The 18,266-nt window shown below is 66.1% G+C and carries 19 protein-coding genes; 15 read left to right on the plus strand and 4 right to left on the minus strand.

Annotated features, from left to right (window positions below; translation table 11 throughout):
• Nucleotides 1-99 precede the first annotated feature (99 nt).
• Complete coding sequence (locus JF515_RS14325; protein WP_203105142.1) at nucleotides 100-1,764, minus strand: HD domain-containing phosphohydrolase; 1,665 nt, start codon at nucleotides 1,762-1,764, stop codon at nucleotides 100-102.
• A 222-nt stretch (nucleotides 1,765-1,986) separates the two neighbouring features.
• On the opposite strand from JF515_RS14325, the gene JF515_RS14330 reads away from it, so the two are divergent.
• Nucleotides 1,987-3,264, plus strand: a complete 1,278-nt coding sequence (locus JF515_RS14330; RefSeq protein WP_203105143.1) for a FliC/FljB family flagellin — start codon at nucleotides 1,987-1,989, stop codon at nucleotides 3,262-3,264.
• Between the two features lie 152 nt (nucleotides 3,265-3,416).
• On the plus strand, nucleotides 3,417-3,785 hold the full coding sequence (locus JF515_RS14335; protein ID WP_203105144.1) for a flagellar protein FlaG: 369 nt from the start codon (nucleotides 3,417-3,419) through the stop codon (nucleotides 3,783-3,785).
• 13 nt (nucleotides 3,786-3,798) lie between these two features.
• On the opposite strand, the gene fliE is transcribed toward JF515_RS14335, so the two are convergent.
• Nucleotides 3,799-4,137: a flagellar hook-basal body complex protein FliE gene (gene fliE, locus JF515_RS14340; protein ID WP_203105145.1), complete on the minus strand. Its 339-nt coding sequence runs from the start codon at nucleotides 4,135-4,137 to the stop codon at nucleotides 3,799-3,801.
• A 241-nt stretch (nucleotides 4,138-4,378) separates the two neighbouring features.
• Between fliE and fliF the strand changes: the two genes are divergently transcribed.
• The 13 genes from fliF to fliR all read left to right on the plus strand — a co-directional run bounded on the left by fliF (nucleotide 4,379) and on the right by fliR (nucleotide 15,255).
• Nucleotides 4,379-6,094, plus strand: coding sequence for a flagellar basal-body MS-ring/collar protein FliF (gene fliF, locus JF515_RS14345; RefSeq protein ID WP_203105146.1), 1,716 nt, complete (start codon nucleotides 4,379-4,381; stop codon nucleotides 6,092-6,094).
• Nucleotides 6,087-7,082 carry a flagellar motor switch protein FliG gene (gene fliG, locus JF515_RS14350; RefSeq protein WP_203105147.1) on the plus strand — a complete coding sequence of 332 codons (996 nt, stop codon included), beginning with the start codon at nucleotides 6,087-6,089 and terminating at the stop codon, nucleotides 7,080-7,082. The genes fliF and fliG overlap by 8 nt, the downstream gene beginning before the upstream one ends.
• The gene (fliH, locus tag JF515_RS14355) at nucleotides 7,075-7,791 is read left to right on the plus strand and encodes a flagellar assembly protein FliH (protein WP_203105148.1); all 717 of its coding nucleotides are present in this window, start codon (nucleotides 7,075-7,077) and stop codon (nucleotides 7,789-7,791) included. Before fliG ends, fliH begins: the two co-directional genes overlap by 8 nt.
• Complete coding sequence (gene fliI / locus JF515_RS14360) at nucleotides 7,788-9,161, plus strand: flagellar protein export ATPase FliI (RefSeq protein ID WP_203105149.1); 1,374 nt, start codon at nucleotides 7,788-7,790, stop codon at nucleotides 9,159-9,161. Before fliH ends, fliI begins: the two co-directional genes overlap by 4 nt.
• Nucleotides 9,158-9,598, plus strand: a complete 441-nt coding sequence (fliJ, locus tag JF515_RS14365; RefSeq protein WP_203105150.1) for a flagellar export protein FliJ — start codon at nucleotides 9,158-9,160, stop codon at nucleotides 9,596-9,598. The genes fliI and fliJ overlap by 4 nt, the downstream gene beginning before the upstream one ends.
• A gap of 22 nt (nucleotides 9,599-9,620) precedes the next feature.
• The gene (locus JF515_RS14370; protein WP_203105151.1) at nucleotides 9,621-10,757 is read left to right on the plus strand and encodes a flagellar hook-length control protein FliK; all 1,137 of its coding nucleotides are present in this window, start codon (nucleotides 9,621-9,623) and stop codon (nucleotides 10,755-10,757) included.
• A 321-nt stretch (nucleotides 10,758-11,078) separates the two neighbouring features.
• Nucleotides 11,079-11,558 carry a flagellar basal body-associated FliL family protein gene (locus tag JF515_RS14375; RefSeq protein WP_203105152.1) on the plus strand — a complete coding sequence of 160 codons (480 nt, stop codon included), beginning with the start codon at nucleotides 11,079-11,081 and terminating at the stop codon, nucleotides 11,556-11,558.
• Between the two features lie 13 nt (nucleotides 11,559-11,571).
• Complete coding sequence (fliM, locus tag JF515_RS14380) at nucleotides 11,572-12,594, plus strand: flagellar motor switch protein FliM (protein WP_203105153.1); 1,023 nt, start codon at nucleotides 11,572-11,574, stop codon at nucleotides 12,592-12,594.
• The gene (gene fliN, locus JF515_RS14385; protein ID WP_203105154.1) at nucleotides 12,587-13,063 is read left to right on the plus strand and encodes a flagellar motor switch protein FliN; all 477 of its coding nucleotides are present in this window, start codon (nucleotides 12,587-12,589) and stop codon (nucleotides 13,061-13,063) included. The genes fliM and fliN overlap by 8 nt, the downstream gene beginning before the upstream one ends.
• Entirely contained in the window at nucleotides 13,060-13,467 is a 408-nt protein-coding gene (gene fliO, locus JF515_RS14390) for a flagellar biosynthetic protein FliO (protein ID WP_203105155.1), read from the plus strand. The genes fliN and fliO overlap by 4 nt, the downstream gene beginning before the upstream one ends.
• Nucleotides 13,464-14,213, plus strand: coding sequence for a flagellar type III secretion system pore protein FliP (fliP, locus tag JF515_RS14395; RefSeq protein ID WP_203105156.1), 750 nt, complete (start codon nucleotides 13,464-13,466; stop codon nucleotides 14,211-14,213). The genes fliO and fliP overlap by 4 nt, the downstream gene beginning before the upstream one ends.
• Entirely contained in the window at nucleotides 14,210-14,479 is a 270-nt protein-coding gene (gene fliQ / locus JF515_RS14400; RefSeq protein WP_203105157.1) for a flagellar biosynthesis protein FliQ, read from the plus strand. The genes fliP and fliQ overlap by 4 nt, the downstream gene beginning before the upstream one ends.
• Nucleotides 14,476-15,255, plus strand: a complete 780-nt coding sequence (gene fliR / locus JF515_RS14405) for a flagellar biosynthetic protein FliR (protein ID WP_203105158.1) — start codon at nucleotides 14,476-14,478, stop codon at nucleotides 15,253-15,255. Before fliQ ends, fliR begins: the two co-directional genes overlap by 4 nt.
• A gap of 78 nt (nucleotides 15,256-15,333) precedes the next feature.
• Here the strand turns inward: fliR and flgL are convergent, their stop codons facing one another.
• Entirely contained in the window at nucleotides 15,334-16,545 is a 1,212-nt protein-coding gene (gene flgL / locus JF515_RS14410; RefSeq protein WP_203105159.1) for a flagellar hook-associated protein FlgL, read from the minus strand.
• A gap of 23 nt (nucleotides 16,546-16,568) precedes the next feature.
• The gene (gene flgK / locus JF515_RS14415; protein WP_203105160.1) at nucleotides 16,569-18,188 is read right to left on the minus strand and encodes a flagellar hook-associated protein FlgK; all 1,620 of its coding nucleotides are present in this window, start codon (nucleotides 18,186-18,188) and stop codon (nucleotides 16,569-16,571) included.
• Nucleotides 18,189-18,266 lie beyond the last annotated feature (78 nt).

The raw sequence follows: 18,266 nt of genomic DNA on the forward strand, positions 1-18,266 counted from the left end.
TGTCGCCGGACCGGCCGCCCCGGTAGCGGCGGAATAACGCCCGGCAAGGGTCGCTTTTCCAGGCTATCGGCGTATCCACACAGGACTTTAGGAAGCATTTCAATCCGCCGGCGCCGGCAACGAGCTCTCCGGTTCGCCGCGCCGCGTCAGCGCCTCGCCATCCAGCCAGCCACCGTCGTCGGAGCGCAACCGGACCCGCACGGGAAGCCCCTGTTCGTCGAGTGACGCCACGCGACCGATCAGGCCGTCCGGGTAGCGCACCAGACATCCCACCGGCCAACGGCCAAAATGCGCCTGGTAACGCGACACCCATTGCGCGTCGAAGCGGCTGTCGTTCTTTTCCAGCCAGCGATGAATATCCGTGATCGACCAGGGTTCGCGCCCGGGCCGCTGGCGAGACAGAATGTCGGCCACGTCCACCACCGAAGCCAGCCGCGCCAGGTCGCTCAGTTCGTCGCCGTCGCGACGATGAGGGTAACCGCTGCCATCAAGCCGTTCATTGATATCACGCACCACGGCCTGCACCACCGGCGTGGACAGCCAGCCACAGGTGTCGAGACGCTGCAGCAACAGGGGCACATGGCCCTGCACCCAGCGATGCTGACGCTCGTCCAGCACCGGCAACGCCAGCAATTCCCTGGGCAACAGGGCCTTGCCCAGGTCATGCACCATGGCCGCCGCCGTCAGCGCCTTGCAAAGCGCCCGGGGCATATCACGGGCACGGGCGAAATCCAGCAAATGCACCGCCACGCCCAGGCCGTGGCGCACCAGAAGCGGTTCATTGTTCAAACAGCGGGTGGCGAACAGCAGCCCTTCCCGGTCTTCTTCCTGCAGTTCCAGCAGCCGCTCGGCCTGACGGGAAAGCTGCACCGCGTCGACATGCTCCCCCTGGCGCAACGCCAGCATCTGGGTGTCCAGCCAGGCGGCGCTGGGGGCCAGGCGGTCGACCATCGGCGGTACCGGGAAACGGGAATTCGGGTGCGCTCTCAGCGGCGCCGGCGCCGCCGGGCGGAATAGTGACGAGGCGGCCAGGTCGGTTCGGTCGCCACCGGCCACCCGGGCGGCCTCCCGCTCCACCTCCCGCACCATGAACCACAGGCGCCGTTCCTGGGCCGGATCCGGTGTCTCGAACTCAAACCCCGCGCTGACCGTGCCACGACCGGGATCGGCCTTGAGGTGACGGGCCCGGGCGGCGCTCTTGAAGCGGCTGCCATCGGGAAAGGTGATCTCCAACAACAGTTGCCGTTCGTCCTCAAGCTCGTCGTTAAGACCGCCGGCCACCAGTTCCACCCGGCATCCGGTCAGCGAAAGGTCACGCAGATCACCAAGCCCGGAAACGCCGCTTTCCTCATGACGCACCAGCACCGACGCCTCCATGCCCACGCGCAGAGCGGCCCGGAAGGCATCCCGGCGCTGCTGCCACTCCAGCTCACCGGGGTAGGCGCAGTGCAACCAGTGGCGCCCGGACTCTTCCTGCACACGAATGGCCTTTAGTAACGGCGTGCGCACCATGCCTCCATCACCCTGGCCCACCAGTCGGAAGCCCAGCCCACGACGCAGCTTGCCAACCCGTTCGCCGAGCGCGGTGACATCCAGCACCAGCACGCGACCAGGCTCGAATTCCGCCAGCACCACCGGTAACGGATCGCTGTCGCGCCCTTCCAATGCCAGCGCGGCCCCGCCGGGGCGAGCCAGTGCGTTCAGCAATTCCTCAATGCGGCCCGGATGCTCGACCCGGTCGAATTCTTCTGGAGAGGGTGTCATGGCCAATGTCCTCGAATAACGCCTGAAATCAGTGTATCGGTTCCCACTCCGCATCCTTTATATGCAAATTTTGCCGGCCCGCGTCAGGCGAAGGGCAGGCTGGCTGAATGCGTTTTTTTTCGGTCAACCCTAAAGCCTGACCGGTCGCCGCCGAAAAACGGGGTAACGGCCCGCGCCGTTGCTCTCAATCCAAACGGTGAAAAACCAGAGAAGGACATCGCTATGTCAGTCATCAACACCAACATCACGGCCCTGATCGGCCAGCAGAACCTGGGCAAATCCCAGAGCGCGCTGCAAACCTCCATGGAGCGCCTGTCCTCCGGCCTGCGCATCAACAGCGCCGCCGACGACGCCGCCGGCCAGGCCATCGCCAACCGCATGACCGCCCAGACCACCGGTCTGGCGCAGGCTCAGCGCAACGCCAACGACGGCATCTCCGTGGCCCAGACCGCGGAAGGCGCCCTCAACCAGGTCAACGACAACCTGCAGCGGATTCGTGAACTGACCGTACAGGCTCAGAACGACACCAACAGTGAATCCGACCTGTCCTCCATCCAGGACGAGATCAACCAGCGCCTGGACGAAATCGACCGTGTTTCCCAGGAGACTAACTTCAACGGCGTGAAGGTTCTGGCATCAAACCAGGAATTCTCCATCCAGGTAGGCGCCAACGATGGTGAGCAAATCACCATGAACCTGAAGGAAATCAACGCCGAAACCCTGAACCTGGACAGCTTCGACGTCACCAAGGAATCCGTGCAATCCGCCAACTTCGGCGCCACCGCCGCCGATGGTGATTCCGTTACCGCCAAGTTCAGCGCCTCCGGCCTGGCCGACCTCACCGACAGCACCGGCGGCACCGCCCTGGCCGACGTAAGCGCGGAAGGCAATATCTACGAGAAAGCCGACGGCACCGGCTACGTGGCCCTGGCCGCGGACGGCAACTACTACGCAGTGGACACCACCGACGCGTCCGCCCTGACCTTCGATAGCTCCGGCACCGCCGTGGACGCCGCCGACGTGGACACCGAGAACGGTCCGGTGGAAAGCGTGATGGCCGACGTGACCCTGGACACCGCCACCAGCCTGGACAGCGCCGACATCACCGAGATCAATGACGCCAAAGGCAACGGTACCGGTGAGTACCTGCGTGACAACGGCGACGGCACCTACAACAAAGTCGTCATCGCCGACGACGGCACCGTTACCGAAGGCGAAGCCGTGAACGTGGACCCGCTGAAGGCCCTGGACGGCGCCCTGAGCAGCGTCGACAGCCTGCGCTCCGAGCTGGGTGCCATGCAGAACCGCTTCGAGTCCGCGATCACCAACCTGAGCACCACGGAAACCAACCTGACCGCGGCCCGCTCTCGCATCGAGGACGCCGATTACGCGGTGGAAGTGTCCAACATGACCCGCGCCCAGATCCTGCAACAAGCGGGCACCTCGGTACTGGCCCAGGCCAACCAAGTACCTCAGGGCGTGCTGTCCCTGCTCGGCTAAACCGGTTCCATCCGGTCGCCATGAAGGGCCCCGTTCGGGGCCCTTTTTTATTTCCACACCCTCGACCGTTCGCGCCGGGCAGGTAATTAAAGTCCGCGACGCCGTGGCCGATATCAGCGGAAGACTATGCTGAATATTGCAAAGGCCCTGCCATGAGTTACCCCATTGACGGTTCCGCCTCCTCCACGCAGGCGTCCCAGTTTTCCTATCTCGCCGCCCGGCAACGGGTGGAAAAGGTGCTCCAGCAGCTGGCCGTGCGGCCGGATGCCGACCACACCACCGCCACCGAGGCGCGCGCCGTCGCCCAGGAGGAGCTGGTGCGCCCGGTGCAACAGGTCAATGAGGTGCTGCGCCGTTACGGCGTGCAGTTCGATATCAGCGAGGATTCCGGGCGTACCCTGATCCGGCTGGTGGATCGGGATACCGGTGAATTGATTCGTCAGATTCCGCCGGAGGAGGCGCTCAACGCCGCCCAGCGTCTGGATGAGATCAAGGGTTTGTTGCTGAGCGAAGTGGGCTGACGGCCCGCCGCCCTTACACCTGCATGTTCATGATGTCCTTGTAGGCGGTTACCAGCCGGTTGCGCACCTGCTTACCCATCTCGAAGGCGATGCTTGCCTTCTGCCCGGTGATCATCACATCGTGCAACTCCACCCCCGGCTCGCCGGCCTGGAAGGCACGGGCCTTGTCGCCGGATTCAATCTGCAACTGATTAATGCGCTCCAGACTGGACTGCAGGGCGTCGGCGAACCCGCCGCTGCCCACGGTAGCGTCGAGTCGCTCGCCGGCGGGCCGGGCGCCGGCCTGGGCGGACAGTTCCTGCATCTGGTTGAGGGCCGCCTGCATGGCGGGGGACACGGCCGGTGCGCTCATCCGGGACTCCCTGGGGTTCATCATTAAGGTAGGCAAAGACTAGCAGCGCCGGGGCGCTCGCCAAGCGCTCAATTGACGGCAAAAAGCCGGGCTTTTCTTTCCTTTGCCAGGACCACCGGTGCCGATAATGGCAAGGGTCGCATTACCGTCCGGGCCGGGGATCGCCCGGCGGTCGAGCCAGATAAAGAGATGACGCAGCAATGCCCTTTCAGCATCACAGCCGCTACACCCGGGGAATGGCATGAGCACCGGCGCAGCCAACCCCGCCTCGCAAGCCACCGGTGATGGCGCCGGTGCGCAAGGCATCGAGCAGCTATGGGCGCGCCTGCGCGCCAACCCCCTGGTGCCCCTGCTGGTGGCCGGTGCCGCGGTCATCGCGGTGGTGGCGGCGCTGACGCTATGGGCCAGCGCCCCGGAGTACCGGGTTCTGTACAGCAATCTGAGCGAAGCGGATGGCGGGCGCATCATCAGTGAACTGGAAAGCCGCGCCGTGCCCTATCGTTTCGCCGAAGGCGGGCAGGCCCTGATGGTGCCCGGCGACCAGGTGCACCGGCTGCGCCTGCAACTGGCGGAACAGGGCCTGCCGGAGGGCGGCAACGCGGGCTTCGACATCATGGACCGGCAGGCGTTCGGCATCAGCCAGTTCGCCGAGCGGGTCAACTTCCAGCGTGGCCTGCAGGGCGAGCTGGCCAGCACCATTGAATCCCTGGGCCCGGTATCCGGCGCCCGGGTGCATCTGTCCATGGCCAAGCCTTCGGTGTTCATTCGCGACCGCGAACCGGCCAAGGCCTCGGTGGTGCTGACCCTGGCGCCGGGCCGCACCCTGGGCGAAGGCCAGGTCAACGCCATTGTTCACCTGGTCTCCAGCAGCGTGCCGGAACTGGCCATCGAGGACGTCACCGTGGTTGATCAGGCGGGCCGGCTGCTGTCCAGGCCGGACGATGGCGGCGCCGGCCTGGACGGCACCCGGCTCGACTATGTGCGTGAGTTGGAACGCGGCTACCGCGAACGCATCGAAAGCATCCTGGCGCCGATCCTCGGTCGCGACCGGGTGCGCGCCCAGGTCGTCGCGGATGTGGATTTCTCCCGCCGCGAGGAAACCAGCGAGCGCTACGGCCCCAACCAGGACGACAATCCGGCGGCGGTGCGCAGCCGGCAAATGAACAGCAATTATCAGGGCGACCGGGCCCTGGCCGCCGGCGTGCCGGGCGCGCTCAGCAATACGCCGCCCGGCGCCGCGCCATCGCCGGTGCAGGACCCGGCCGGCGATGAAGACGGCGACAACGCCGGCACCGACGATGGCGAGGCCGACAACACCACCGGCAGCCTGCGCCGCGAAAGCGTCATCAATTACGAAGTGGATCGCAACGTCACCCACGTGCAGCACCAGCGCGCCCGCCTGCAACGGCTGTCCGTGGCCGTGGTGGTGGACTACCAGAATGGCGTCGACGACCAGGGCAAGCCGGTCAACGAACCGCTCGACCCGGAACGTCTGGAACGCATCCGCCAATTGGTGCGCCAGGCGATGGGATATTCCGAGGCCCGCGGCGACGGGCTGGAAGTGGTCAACAGCCCGTTCACCAGGGAAACCGAGGTGGTAGCCGATCGCGACTGGTGGCGTGACCCGTTCTGGCAGGGGCTGTTGATGTCCGTGGGGCGCTGGCTGCTCGTGGCCCTGGCCGCCCTGCTGCTGTACACACTGCTGCTGCGCCCGATTCTGCGCCGCTATCAGGACCAGCGCCCGACGCCGGCGCCGCAGGCCGCCCCCGCGCCGGTGGCCGCCGCCCCCTATGCGCAGCCCGAACGCGACGAGGAGCAGCCGGAACCGCCACCACGCCGCCGCCGGCGTCGCTCCAGCGCCCATGAACAGAACCTCAAGGATCTGCAGGAGATGGCCCAGGAAGACCCTGCCATGGTGGCGATGATCGTACGCGGCTGGATGAACCGCCATGACTGAACTGACCAATGCCCGCCGCGCCGCCATCCTGCTGCTGGCCCTGGACGAGGACTGCGCCGCGGAAGTGTTCAAGCACCTGTCCGCCCGGGAAGTACAGGACGTAAGCCAGGAGATGGCCACCCTGGGTCATGTGTCCCAGGATGAAATGCGCCAGGTGCTGGACGACTTCTATGATGAATCCGACCAGTTCGCCGCGCTCAATCTTTATTCCAGTGATCACATCCGTTCGGTACTGACCAAGGCGCTCGGCAACGAACGCGCCTCCAGCCTGCTTGAGGACATTCTCGAACAAAGCGGCGCCAACTCCGGGATCGACGCGCTCAACCTGATGGAAGCGAACATCGTTTCGGAAATGATCCGCGACGAGCATCCGCAGATCATCGCCACCATCCTGGTGCACCTGGAACGCCGCCAGGCCGCCGACGTGCTGGAGTACTTCGACGACAAACTGCGTAACGACGTGGTGCTGCGCATCGCCACCTTCAGTGGCGTGCAGCCGGCCGCCCTGCAGGAACTCACCGAAGTGCTGGGCGGCATGCTCGACGGCCAGAACCTCAAACGCAGCAAGATGGGCGGCGCGCGCACCGCCGCCGAGATCCTCAATCTGATGAATTCCAGCGCCGAGGAGAGGGTGATCGAGACGGTGCGTGCCCACAGCGAGGATCTGGCGCAAAAGATCATCGACGAGATGTTCCTGTTCGAAAACCTGCTGGACATCGACGATCGCGGTATCCAACTGCTGCTCAAGGAAATCAACAGCAACTCCCTGGTGATCGCGTTGAAAGGCTGCGACGACGCCCTCAAGGAAAAATTCCTGCGCAACATGTCCACCCGCGCCAGCACCCTGCTGCGCGAGGACCTGGAGGCGAGCGGTCCGATCCGCGTATCCCAGGTGGAGAACGAACAGAAAGCCATCCTGCAGGTGGTGCGGCGCCTGGCCGACAACGGCGAGATCGTGCTGAGCGGCGGGGACGACGCCTATGTCTGAAACGCGCTTCTCCAATCTCGCTGGCTGGCGCCCCTGGCGCATGGGCGAGCTGGACGACCGCCACCGCGCCGGCGCGGTGATGGACGACGACCGCGATGCCACCTTCGATCACCAGTCGGAGCTGCGCGCCTTGCGCGACAAAGTACGCGAGCAAGCGCGCCAGGAAGGTTACCGGGCCGGCTTCGAGGAAGGCCACCGGGAGGGCCATGCCCAAGGCCTGCAAGAGGGCCGTCGCCAGGGCGAGGAAGAAACTGATCGCCAACGTGCCGAGACCCTGGCCCCGCTGGCGGAGCTGGCCCGGGGCTTCGGTGACGCGCTGGCGAGCCTGGACGAGGGCGTCGCCGAGGAGCTGGTGGAGCTGGCGTTGACCACCGGCCGGCAACTGGCCGGCGATGCCCTGCGCGAGCGCCCGGAGCAGGTGCTCGCGGTGGTCCGCGAATTGATCCACGACGAACCCAGCCTCAATGGTAAAACCCGGCTGTGGCTGCACCCGGACGATCTGACCCTGGTGGAACGGGAACTGGGCGCGGAACTGGCGGCGGCGGGCTGGAAACTGCATCCGGACGACCAGCTTGGCCGTGGCGGCTGCCGCGTCACCAGCCCCAGCGGCGAGCTGGACGCCACCTGGGAAAGCCGCTGGGCGGCGGTCAGTGGCCGGGTGCGCCGGCGCCGCCGCCCGGGCCAGGACAGCGGGGAACCGACATCGTGAGTGCCGCCCGCCACCACCAGCACTGGCGCGCCACCCTGAGCAGCGTCGCCGGTCGGGTCGCCACGGTGCCCACCTACCAGGCCAGCGGTCGGGTGGTACGCGCCGCCGGCCTGGTGCTGGAAGCGGTGGGGCTGCGCGTGCCCCTGGGCAGCGCCTGCCGTATCGAGCTGTCCGCCGGTGGCGGTGAACCCGCCGGCTTCGCCGAGGCGGAAGTGGTGGGCTTCTCCGGCGACAATCTGTTCCTGATGCCACTGGCGGAAATCAGCGGCCTGACCCCGGGGGCACGGGTCTTCCCGCTCGGCCAGGACGGCGCCGGAGCACGCCGGTTCCCGCTGGGCGACGACCTTCTGGGACGGGTGGTGGATGGCAATGGCCGCCCCCTGGACGACGGCGAATCGGTGGACGAAGCCCCCCACGGCACCCTCACCGCACCGCCCCTGAACCCGCTGTCCCGGGCCCCCATCGATCAGTGCATCGACGTCGGCATCCGCGCGCTCAACAGCCTGCTGAGCATCGGTCGTGGCCAGCGCATGGGGCTGTTCGCCGGCTCCGGCGTGGGCAAATCCGTGCTGCTGGGCATGATGGCCCGCTACACCAGCGCCGACGTGATCGTGGTGGGGCTGATCGGCGAGCGGGGCCGCGAGGTAAAGGACTTCATCGACAACATTCTCGGCGACGAGGGCCGGCGCCGTGCCGTGGTGGTGGCCGCGCCGGCGGACACCTCGCCACTGCAGCGCCTTCAGGGCGCCGCCTATGCCACCCGGGTGGCGGAATATTTCCGCGACACCGGCCGCGATGTGCTGCTGATCATGGATTCGCTGACCCGCTACGCCATGGCGCAGCGGGAAATCGCCCTGGCCATTGGCGAGCCGCCGGCCACCAAGGGCTATCCGCCCTCGGTGTTCGCCAAGCTGCCCGGCCTGGTGGAACGGGCCGGCAACGGCGAGGCCGGCGGCGGATCGATCACCGCCTTCTATACCGTGCTCACCGAAGGCGACGACCAGCAGGACCCGATCGCCGACGCGGCCCGCGCCATCCTTGATGGCCATGTGGTGCTGTCCCGGGATCTGGCCGAGGCCGGCCACTACCCGGCCATCGACATCGAGGCTTCGATCAGCCGCGCCATGAACCACATCGTCGACGATCACCAGTGGCGGCTGGCGCAGCGCTTCAAACAGTTGTTCTCCCGCTACCAGCGCAACCGCGACCTGATCAGCGTGGGCGCCTACAGCGCCGGCAACGATCCGCTGCTGGACCAGGCGATGCGTCTGTACCCGGAGATAGAAGGCTTTCTGCAACAGGCAATCGGCGAACGCGCCGACATCGAGCACTCGCGACAGGCGCTTGACGCCCTGATGGGGGACCCATGAATCCACTCGATACGCTCATTGATCAAAGCCGCCAGGCCCGCGACAACGCCGGCCGGACCCTGGCCGAGGAACGCCGCGGCCAGCAACACAGCGCCGAGCAATTACGTGCCCTGGAGCAATACCGCGCCGACTACCAGCGCCAGCTCCAAGACGCCATGCGCGCCGGCATCGATGCCTCCAGCCTGGACAACTACCGGCGCTTCATCCGCTCCCTGGACGACGCCATCGAGCATGCCCGCCGGGCTCTGGAACAGCAAAGCGAAAGGGTGATGGCCAGCCGCGACCAGCTCCAGCAGCGGCAGCGGCGGCTGTCCTCCTATGACACCCTGGCCAACCGCCGGGCCCGCCAGGAGCGGACCCGGGAAACCCGCCGCGAACGCCGCGACACCGATGAAATGACCACCCACGCCATGGCCCGCCGGCCCCGTTCCCGCTGACCCCGCGTCGCAAGGAGTTCCCATGGACATCAATGCACTGCTCAATGTGAGCGCCAACGGCACCACGCCCCGCCAGGCGGAAAACACCTCCGGCGAGGGCTTCCGGGACACCCTGGAAACGGCGCGGGCCCAGGCCATGCCAGCCGGCCTGGCCATGCGAACCGCTACTCTGAATCCGCGAAGCGGCCAGACGGTGCCGGTTCCATCCGCCCTGCCCCTCACCCTGCTGGCCGGCGACGCCGCCACTCTGCTGGCACCGGGCGTGGCCACCACCGGCCAGGCAACGCCCGGCGACGAATCCGAGCCCCCCGCCGCGCAAGCGGGCGACGAGGATAGCCCGGCAGCGGAGGGGCTGACGATCCTGGCCGGTGCCCCGGCGCCAACCACCAGCCCGGCCTCCACCGTGGCGGACGCCCCCCCGGCGACGCCGGCGGCGTCCCACGGTGACACCGGCACCAACCCGGCCGCCCTGGCCCGCCAGGCAGGTCCCCGGGAAGGCGAGGCCAACGGCCAGCCACCCACCCTGGCGGAACGTCCGCCGTCATTGAGCAGAAGCGACACCCAGCAAGCCCCGGCGGCGCCGGTGATGGCGGAAACGCAACGCGCCGCCGACCGCCCTGGTGCCAGCGCGGAGCCCGCCACGCCGACCGCGCCAACCATGCAGCACGTCACCACCAACTCGTCATCCGCTCCCTCCCCGGCGACAACCACCACCGTGACCACCCTGCACACTCCGGTGGCGGCCTCTGGCTGGGGCCAGGAACTGGGCCAGCAAGTCGTAAGCCTGACCCGACGCGGCGACCAGCACATGGAGCTGCACCTCAACCCCCGCGACCTGGGCCCCTTGAGTGTGTCCCTGAAACTGGATGATCACGGCGCCCAGGCCCACTTCTTTTCCAGCCACGCGCCGGTACGCGGCGCCGTGGAACAGGCCATCCCGCAACTGCGCGAGGCGCTGGCCGAACAGGGCATCGCCCTGGGCGAAGCAATGGTCGGCGACCAGCCCCAGCAGCAATTCAACGGCCAGACCGGTGACGGCCAGGCCAATGGCGCCCCGGCCCCCGCCCTCGCCGACACCGGTGACGACACCACCGTGACCGGCGCCGAACCCGTGCGCGCCGCCGCGCTGCCCACCAGCGGCGTGGATCTCTACGCCTGACGGCAGGCGCGGTAGATAGGGGCCGTAGGGACGACCGGGCGGCGCTCCGCTTCAATCGCCATCAAATGGCGGTGCCAGACCCCATCGCGACTGAAGTCGCTCCTACAGCACAATCCAACCGTCAGCGCACCACGGAGCCGCGCGGGATGCTACCTCGAAGCGTCTCGTCGTGGTCCTGATGGAGAGCAACCACCATCCCGTTAAAACACCACGAACCGAAAATAAGCCCTTTATCAGGCGCTTTTCTCCCCATGCGCCCAGGCACCACCCCGGCATACTCCCCCCAAGACACTCACAGCTCAGGCAAGGACATTCCCCGCAATGGCAGATTCCCCGAAGCGGTCGCGCAAAACCGGCGTCTTGATCGCCCTGATGGTGGTCCTGGTGGCCGCGCTGGTGGCGGTCAACCTGTACCTGCTGCTTGGCAATGACGACGCTCCCTCACCGGAAGCGGAGACCTCCGTCGACAACAAAACGCCAGAACCCACCCGGCTGGTACGACTCGACCCCTTCACCGTCAATATTCAGGGCGAACTGTGCGGCCAGCGGCTGCTCTACGTGGGCCTCTCCCTGGAAGTGGCCGACGCCGCCACCGAGAGCTACCTGCTCGAGCACCTGCCACAACTGCGCAGTCGCCTGCTGATGCTGCTCTCCAGCCAGGACTCGGAAACCGCCGCCACCGTCGAGGGCAAACACGCCCTGGCCCGGCAGGTCCTGGCCAGCTTCGAGGAACCGCTCACCGCCTCGCAGCCGGACCTGGCGGTGCGGGATGTGCTGTTCACCGAGTTCATCGTGCAGTAACGGGGACGGGCCCATGGCACAAGACGACCTGCTTTCCCAGGAAGAAATCGACGCGCTGCTCAACGGTCCCGGCGAGGACCAGGAGGCACCGCAGGCGGAATCCAGTCCGCGGCCCTACGACCCGGCCTCCCAGCATCGGGTGATCCGCGAGCGTCTGCACAGCCTGGACATCATCAACGAGCGTTTCGCGCGCCAGTTCCGCGTCAGCCTGTTCAACCTGATCCGGCGCAGCGCCGACATCACCGTGGATTCGGTGCGCTACCAGAGTTTCAAGGATTTCGCCCGCAATCTGCCGGTGCCCACCAACCTTAACCTGATCGCCATGAAGCCGCTGCGCGGCACCGGCCTGATGGTGTTTCCGCCCAGCCTGGTGTTCATGGTGGTGGACAACCTGTTCGGTGGCGACGGGCGCTTCGTGACCAAGTCCGAAGGGCGCGAGTTCACCAACACCGAGCAACGCATCATCCAGCGTATCCTGCGGCTCGCCATCGATGCCTACCAGGACGCCTGGAAATCGGTGTATGCCCTGGACATCAGCTACCTGCGGTCAGAAATCCAGGCCAAGTTCGCCAACATCACCAACTCGCCCAACGAGATCATCGTCAACACCACCTTCCATCTGGAAGTAGGCAACCTGGCCAGCGATTTCCAGGTGTGCATGCCCTACTCGATGATCGAGCCGCTGCGCGAGCAACTCAACAACCCGGTGGTGGACGGCCACGACAGTGGCGATCACGCCTGGAGCCAGCGCATGGCCGGCGAGATTCGCCAGTCCGAGGTGGAACTGGTGGCGGAGTTCGTCACCGTGTCCAGCCGCATCTCCGAAATGATACGCCTGCAGCCCGGCGACGTGCTGCCCATTGAACTGCCGGCCACCGTCACCGCCCGCGTCGACGGCGTACCGGTGCTGGAATGCGAGTACGGCAGCCGTGACCAGCAGCGCGCGCTGCGAGTGTCGCGGGTGATCGACCACGCCAATGCCCACACGGCCACCAACGCCGGTTTCGTGAAGAGCAAGGACCCCGACCATGAGTGACCCCAACAAACCCGATCACAACGCCAGCGACGACGACTGGGACAAGGCCCTCGCGGAGCAGCAAGGCGACGGCGGCGAAGACGCCGATCCCTGGGCCGAGGCCCTGGCCGAGCAGGGTGCCGGCGACAGCGGCGCCCAGGCCGCCGGCGACCAGGTGTTCAAGCCGCTGGATGGCGGTGGCGTGGGCGCCGACCGTGGCGGAGATGCCCGTGACCTGGAAATGATCATGGACATTCCAGTCAAGCTGAGCGTGGAGCTGGGCCGCACCCGTATCACCATCAAACAGCTGCTGGAACTGGCCCAGGGCTCGGTGATCGAGCTCGACGGCCTGGCCGGCGAGCCCATGGACATCCTGATCAACGGCTATCTGGTGGCCCAAGGCGAAGTGGTGGTGGTGGAGGACAAGTACGGCATCCGTATCACCGAGATCATCACCCCGTCCGAGCGCGTGCAGAAGCTGAACCGATGAGCACCGACGCCACCCGCGAAGCCGCCCTTCAGGCCGTCAGCACCGGCGGCGAGGCGATGATCGGCCTGGCCGCCCTGGGCAAGACCGCCCTGGTACTGGCGCTGCTGGTGGGCATGATCGTGCTGTTCGGCTGGCTGGTACGCCGGCTGGGGCCCGGCCAGGGCCAGGACACGCGCTTGCTGCGGGTGGTGGCCAGCAAGGCGGTGGGCGCCAAGGAGCGGGTGGTGGTGGTGGATGTGGACGGCACCCGGCTGGTGCTGGGCGTGGGCGGTGGCCGGGTCACCCGTCTCCATGAAAGCACCGCGCCACCGACCGCGCCGCCCGATGAAATGGCGCGGAGCGAACGCTTCGCCACCCGCTTTGCCGAGGCCCTTAAACAGAATCTCGGCGGGGGCCGCTCATGACGGCCCGCCGCGCCCTGCCCTGGCTGATCCTGGCCACGGGGTTGCTGCCCGCCCTGGCCTGGAGCCAGGCGACCCTGCCCGGCATCGTCACCGAACCCACCGCCGGCGGTGGCCAGCAATGGTCGATCAAGCTGCAGACGCTGCTGCTGCTCAGCAGCCTGGCCTTCATCCCCGCCATTTTGCTGATGATGACCTGTTTCACCCGCATCATCATCGTGCTCAGCCTGCTACGTACCGCCATGGGTACCCAGGCGGCGCCGCCCAACCAGGTACTGCTGGGCCTGACCCTGTTCCTTACCTTCTTCGTCATGTCGCCGGTGTTCAACCAGGTGTATGACGATGCCTGGGTGCCGCTGGAACAGGGTGACATCGAGTTCGCCGAGTTCGCCGAGCGCGGCGTGCAACCGTTTCGCGAATTCATGCTTGGCCAGACCCGGGAACCGGACATCGCCCTGTTTGCCCGGCTGGCGGAAACCGGTCCGCTGCAGGGACCGGAGGATCTGCCCCTGCGGGTACTGTTGCCGGCGTTCGTCACCAGCGAGTTGAAAACCGCCTTTCAGATCGGCTTCACCATCTTCATCCCGTTTCTGATCATTGACCTGGTGGTGGCCAGCGTACTGATGGCACTGGGCATGATGATGGTGCCACCGGCCACGATTTCCCTGCCTTTCAAGCTGATGCTGTTCGTCCTGGTGGACGGCTGGCAACTGATCATCGGTTCCCTGGCGCGGAGCTTTTTCGTATGACTCCCGAAACCGTTATGTCGATCGCCTATCAGGCGATGATGACCACGCTTTACCTGGGCGCGCCGCTGCTGATCACCGCGCTGGCCATTGGTTTGCTGGTGAGCCTGTTCCAGGCCGCCACCCAGATCAATGAGATGACGCTGTCGTTCATTCCAAAGATTCTGGGCGTGTTCGCCGTGCTGGTAATCACCGGCCCCTGGCTGCTGGCTCTGATCACCGATTTCACCCGTACTCTGTTTCAGAACATCCCGTTCCTGGTGCAATGATCGGGATTTCCTTCGATCAACTGCACGCCTGGCTGACGGCGTTTCTGTGGCCGTTCATGCGCCTGTCCGCGTTTTTCATGGCGGCGCCTCTGCTCGGCCACAGTGCCGTGCCGCGCCAGGTCAAGGTGGGCCTGGCGGCGCTGCTCAGCGTGGTCGTGGCGCCCCTGCTGCCGCCCATGCCGGCGGCGCCGGTGTGGTCCTGGACCGGCCTGGGCATCATGGTGGAACAGACACTGATCGGCGTCGCCATGGGGCTGGCGCTGCGCGTCACCTTCACCGCGGTGCAGGCGGCGGGGGAGTTCATCGGCCTGCAGATGGGCCTGGCATTCGCCACCTTCGTGACGCCGGACGGGGTCAACACCATGATCCTGTCACGGCTGTTCTACATGATCACCCTGCTTATGTTCCTGGCGGTGAACGGCCATCTCGTGGTGATCGATATCCTGGCCACCAGTTTCCGCACTCTGCCCATCGACACCCTGGGCCTGAACCCGGGCGCCTTCGAAATGCTGGTGCGCTATGGCGGCACCATCTTCGTGTCCGGTTTGCTATTGGCGTTGCCGCTGGTGGCGCCGTTGCTGATCGTCAACCTGTCGCTGGGTATTCTCAACCGTTCGGCGCCGCAGCTCACCGTGTTCTCGGTGGGGTTCCCGACGTCCCTGACCCTGGGGCTGTTCCTGTTGATGGTGCTGATGACCGACTTCGGGCGCTTTCTGCAGGGATTGTTCGGGCAAGGGCTGGGGTTCCTGGAACAGTTGGTGGCGGCGCTGGCCTGATCGCGACTGAAGTCGCTCCTACGGGGCAGGGCCGCAGTGTAGGAGCGACCGGGCGGCGTACCGCTTCAGTCGCGATCATCACAGACGGTCGAACAGGCTGGTGCCCTTGATGTCGACGAACGCCTTGCGGGCCGCTTCCAGGCTCACCTGACGCAGGCTGTACTCCGAGATCACCTCGGCGAAGGTGGCCGGATCACTGAGATCGCCGATCAGGTTGGAAAGGTTTTCGGTGTAGTTGAGCTTGCGGTTGCCGCCCACCGCGTCCACCACGTCCAGCTCGTTAAGCCGGGCGCCCACCGAGGCACGCACGGTGAGCACGTTATCCAGGCTGTTATCGAGCTCGCGCATCACCGTGTTCAGGGTGTTCTTGCGGGCTGCTTTTTCAGCGTCCGTGCCGGCGGGCTGTTCCAGCACCGCCAGGGCTTTCTCGAAGGTCTTGAACAGGTCGGTGTTCATGTTGGCGGCGCGGTCCATGGTCAGGCTGTCGCCGTCCGCCGGGGCACCATCCAGGGTGATGGACAACCCTCCGGTGGTGATCGGGGTGCCCTCTTCATAGGGCTGGGGCGCGCCGCCGTTGATGGTGTAGGTGGTGACGCCGGCGCCGACCTGGAAATCGATCTGGAACGCGTTGCCAAACGCCGGGTCGCTTTCGTCGATGATCAGCGGGCCGGTGAAGGTCATGTCGCCACCGTTGCCGGCGGCGGCCTCGGCCACATAGCCGGCGCTGCCGTGAACGCTCTGGAATATGGTTTCACCATTATCGGTGACCGGCATGACGCGGGAGGCGTCGATACGCTGCTGTCGAACGTTGCCATCACCGACATAATCGACGGTGCCGTCGGCGGCGCGCACGAAAGGCTCACTGGCATCCTGGTAACCGCCGAACAGGTGACGGCCGTTGCCGTCGGTGGCGTTGGCCTGGCCGATCAGGGTTTCGTAGATGCCGCGCAGGTCACTGGCCACGGAATCCCGATCGGCGTCGCTGAGGGTGTCGCTGGCGGCACGGATGATCTGGGTCTTGGCGCTGGCGATGGCATCGCCCACGCTATTGAGCACGCTCTCTTCCTGGGACAGCGCATTGCGCGCGCTGACCCGGGCGTCGGCGTACTGCTCGGTGACGGCCAGGGACTGGGACACCTGCACCGCCCGGGAGGCGGCCTGGGGATCGTCGGAGGGATTGACCACCCGGCGGCCGGTGGCGATCTGCTGCCCGACCCGGGTGAACTCCCCCTGCTGGCGGTTCATGGCGGTGAGGCTCTGTTCATACATGGTTACGGTGCTGATGCGCATCTTCGATCTCCCGGCGCTGGCGCTTAGCGCAGACCCAGAATGGCGTCCATGATGGCCGAGCCGGTCTGAATCACCTTGGCGTTGGCCTGATAAAACTGCTGGTAACGGATCAGGTTGGCGGCCTCCTCGTCCAGGTTGACCCCGGATTCGGATTGCTGCACCTCCCTGAGTTGTTCGCTCAACCCTTGCTGGGCTTCCAGGTTCACCTGAACGATGTTGGTGCGGTTACCCACGTCGCCGACCATGGAGGCATAGGCGCCGTTGAGGGTGGCGCTGCCGCCCACCAGGAGAGCGTCCTGGAGATCCTGCATGGCCAGCGCGTTTTCATTGTCCCCGCTGCCACCGCCCTGGCCGGCGGCGATCAGGCCGGCCTCGTGGATGCGGTTTTCCAGGCCGCTGGCGGCTTGCCGGGTAGGCTGCAACTGGAAACGGTCGCCATCCACCAGGGTCGCCGCGCCGCCAATGGTGATCACGGTGCCACCGATCGCCATTTCACCGCTGGCGTCCAGGGTGGCGGTGAAGGTTTCGCCGCTATCTCGACGGGTGACCTGGAATTCACCGGCGGCGGCGTCGCTCACCACCAGGTCGTAGTCGCTGGCGGTGAGCTGATCCACGTCGCCGTAGGCGGCGCTGATGGTCGCGCCGCCGGCGTTGCCGTCATTCACGAAGGCTCGGGGCTGGCCCACGTCGAACAGCGCCTGGCCCGGATCGCCGTTGAGATCGGTACCGGCCTGGTGCTGATCATTCAGCGCCGTGGCCAGGGACACCGCCAGGCGCCCCAACTGGTTCTGGGTTTTATCCAGGGTTTCATCACGGAAAGTGAGCAAGCCGCCCAGGCTGCCACCGGCAAGGGTGTCCTGATCCAGTTCCACCTGGTTGCCGGCGGAATCGTTGTAGCCGATCACCAGACGGGTGGGGTCCTCGGCGGAGGCCTGGGTGGTCAGCGAGAAGCTGCGCGAGCCGGCCACCAGGGGCTGGCCGTTGCCGATGGACAGGTTGTAGGTGCCACTTTCCTGAATGGTCAGGGACACATCGAGCCGCTCGCTAAGTTCGGCCACCAGTTGATCCCGCTGGTTGAGCAGGCTGTTGGGCGCCTCGCCATTCTTGGCCTTGGCCAGGGCGATTTCCCGGTTCAGGCCGGCGATCTGCTCGGCACTGTTGTTGATCTGGGTGACCTCGTCCTGGAGTTTTCCTTTCAGGCCATCCCGCAGGTCCTGGAGGTAGCCGTCGAAGGCGCGGAACTGGGCGGCCAGGGTATCGGCGGCGCCCATCACGCCCTGGCGGGCGGCCGGGTCCGATGGCGTGGAGGCTAGATCCTCCAGGGAGGAGAAAAAGTTCTGCATCAGCGGCGCCAGGCCGGCTTCACGATCGGCGAGCAGGTTATCGATCTGGCTGATCTGGGTATGGTAACTCTGCAGGGCGCTGGCTTTGCTGGTGGCGGCGTTGAGCTGGCCGGCCACGTAATAGTCGTACTGCCGCTGAATATCGTTGACCTGAACACCGCCGCTGACATTACGCTCGCCCAGCAGGGTCAGTTCCCGGTTGTAACCGGGCGTATAGACGTTGCTGATGTTGTTGCTGGTGGTGTTGAGCGCGTTCTGGGCGGCGTTCAGACCGCTCAGACCGATGGAGAAAAGACTCATGGTCGCCTTCCTTTAACCGTTATGCCCGTTATCGGCGGCGGGCGGGTTTTCTTTAGTTTCATCGCGCTTTTAGTGCGT

Source organism: Alloalcanivorax marinus (genome assembly GCF_016785095.1).
GTDB lineage: Bacteria > Pseudomonadota > Gammaproteobacteria > Pseudomonadales > Alcanivoracaceae > Alloalcanivorax > Alloalcanivorax marinus_A.

Coding starts and splice junctions, on each gene's coding strand:
- JF515_RS14325 (WP_203105142.1), bottom strand. CDS start 1,764: ATGACACCCTCTCCAGAAGAATTCGACCGGGTCGAGCATCCGGGCCGC.
- JF515_RS14330 (WP_203105143.1), top strand. CDS start 1,987: ATGTCAGTCATCAACACCAACATCACGGCCCTGATCGGCCAGCAGAAC.
- JF515_RS14335 (WP_203105144.1), top strand. CDS start 3,417: ATGAGTTACCCCATTGACGGTTCCGCCTCCTCCACGCAGGCGTCCCAG.
- fliE (WP_203105145.1), bottom strand. CDS start 4,137: ATGAGCGCACCGGCCGTGTCCCCCGCCATGCAGGCGGCCCTCAACCAG.
- fliF (WP_203105146.1), top strand. CDS start 4,379: ATGAGCACCGGCGCAGCCAACCCCGCCTCGCAAGCCACCGGTGATGGC.
- fliG (WP_203105147.1), top strand. CDS start 6,087: ATGACTGAACTGACCAATGCCCGCCGCGCCGCCATCCTGCTGCTGGCC.
- fliH (WP_203105148.1), top strand. CDS start 7,075: ATGTCTGAAACGCGCTTCTCCAATCTCGCTGGCTGGCGCCCCTGGCGC.
- fliJ (WP_203105150.1), top strand. CDS start 9,158: ATGAATCCACTCGATACGCTCATTGATCAAAGCCGCCAGGCCCGCGAC.
- JF515_RS14370 (WP_203105151.1), top strand. CDS start 9,621: ATGGACATCAATGCACTGCTCAATGTGAGCGCCAACGGCACCACGCCC.
- JF515_RS14375 (WP_203105152.1), top strand. CDS start 11,079: ATGGCAGATTCCCCGAAGCGGTCGCGCAAAACCGGCGTCTTGATCGCC.
- fliM (WP_203105153.1), top strand. CDS start 11,572: ATGGCACAAGACGACCTGCTTTCCCAGGAAGAAATCGACGCGCTGCTC.
- fliN (WP_203105154.1), top strand. CDS start 12,587: ATGAGTGACCCCAACAAACCCGATCACAACGCCAGCGACGACGACTGG.
- fliO (WP_203105155.1), top strand. CDS start 13,060: ATGAGCACCGACGCCACCCGCGAAGCCGCCCTTCAGGCCGTCAGCACC.
- fliP (WP_203105156.1), top strand. CDS start 13,464: ATGACGGCCCGCCGCGCCCTGCCCTGGCTGATCCTGGCCACGGGGTTG.
- fliQ (WP_203105157.1), top strand. CDS start 14,210: ATGACTCCCGAAACCGTTATGTCGATCGCCTATCAGGCGATGATGACC.
- fliR (WP_203105158.1), top strand. CDS start 14,476: ATGATCGGGATTTCCTTCGATCAACTGCACGCCTGGCTGACGGCGTTT.
- flgL (WP_203105159.1), bottom strand. CDS start 16,545: ATGCGCATCAGCACCGTAACCATGTATGAACAGAGCCTCACCGCCATG.
- flgK (WP_203105160.1), bottom strand. CDS start 18,188: ATGAGTCTTTTCTCCATCGGTCTGAGCGGTCTGAACGCCGCCCAGAAC.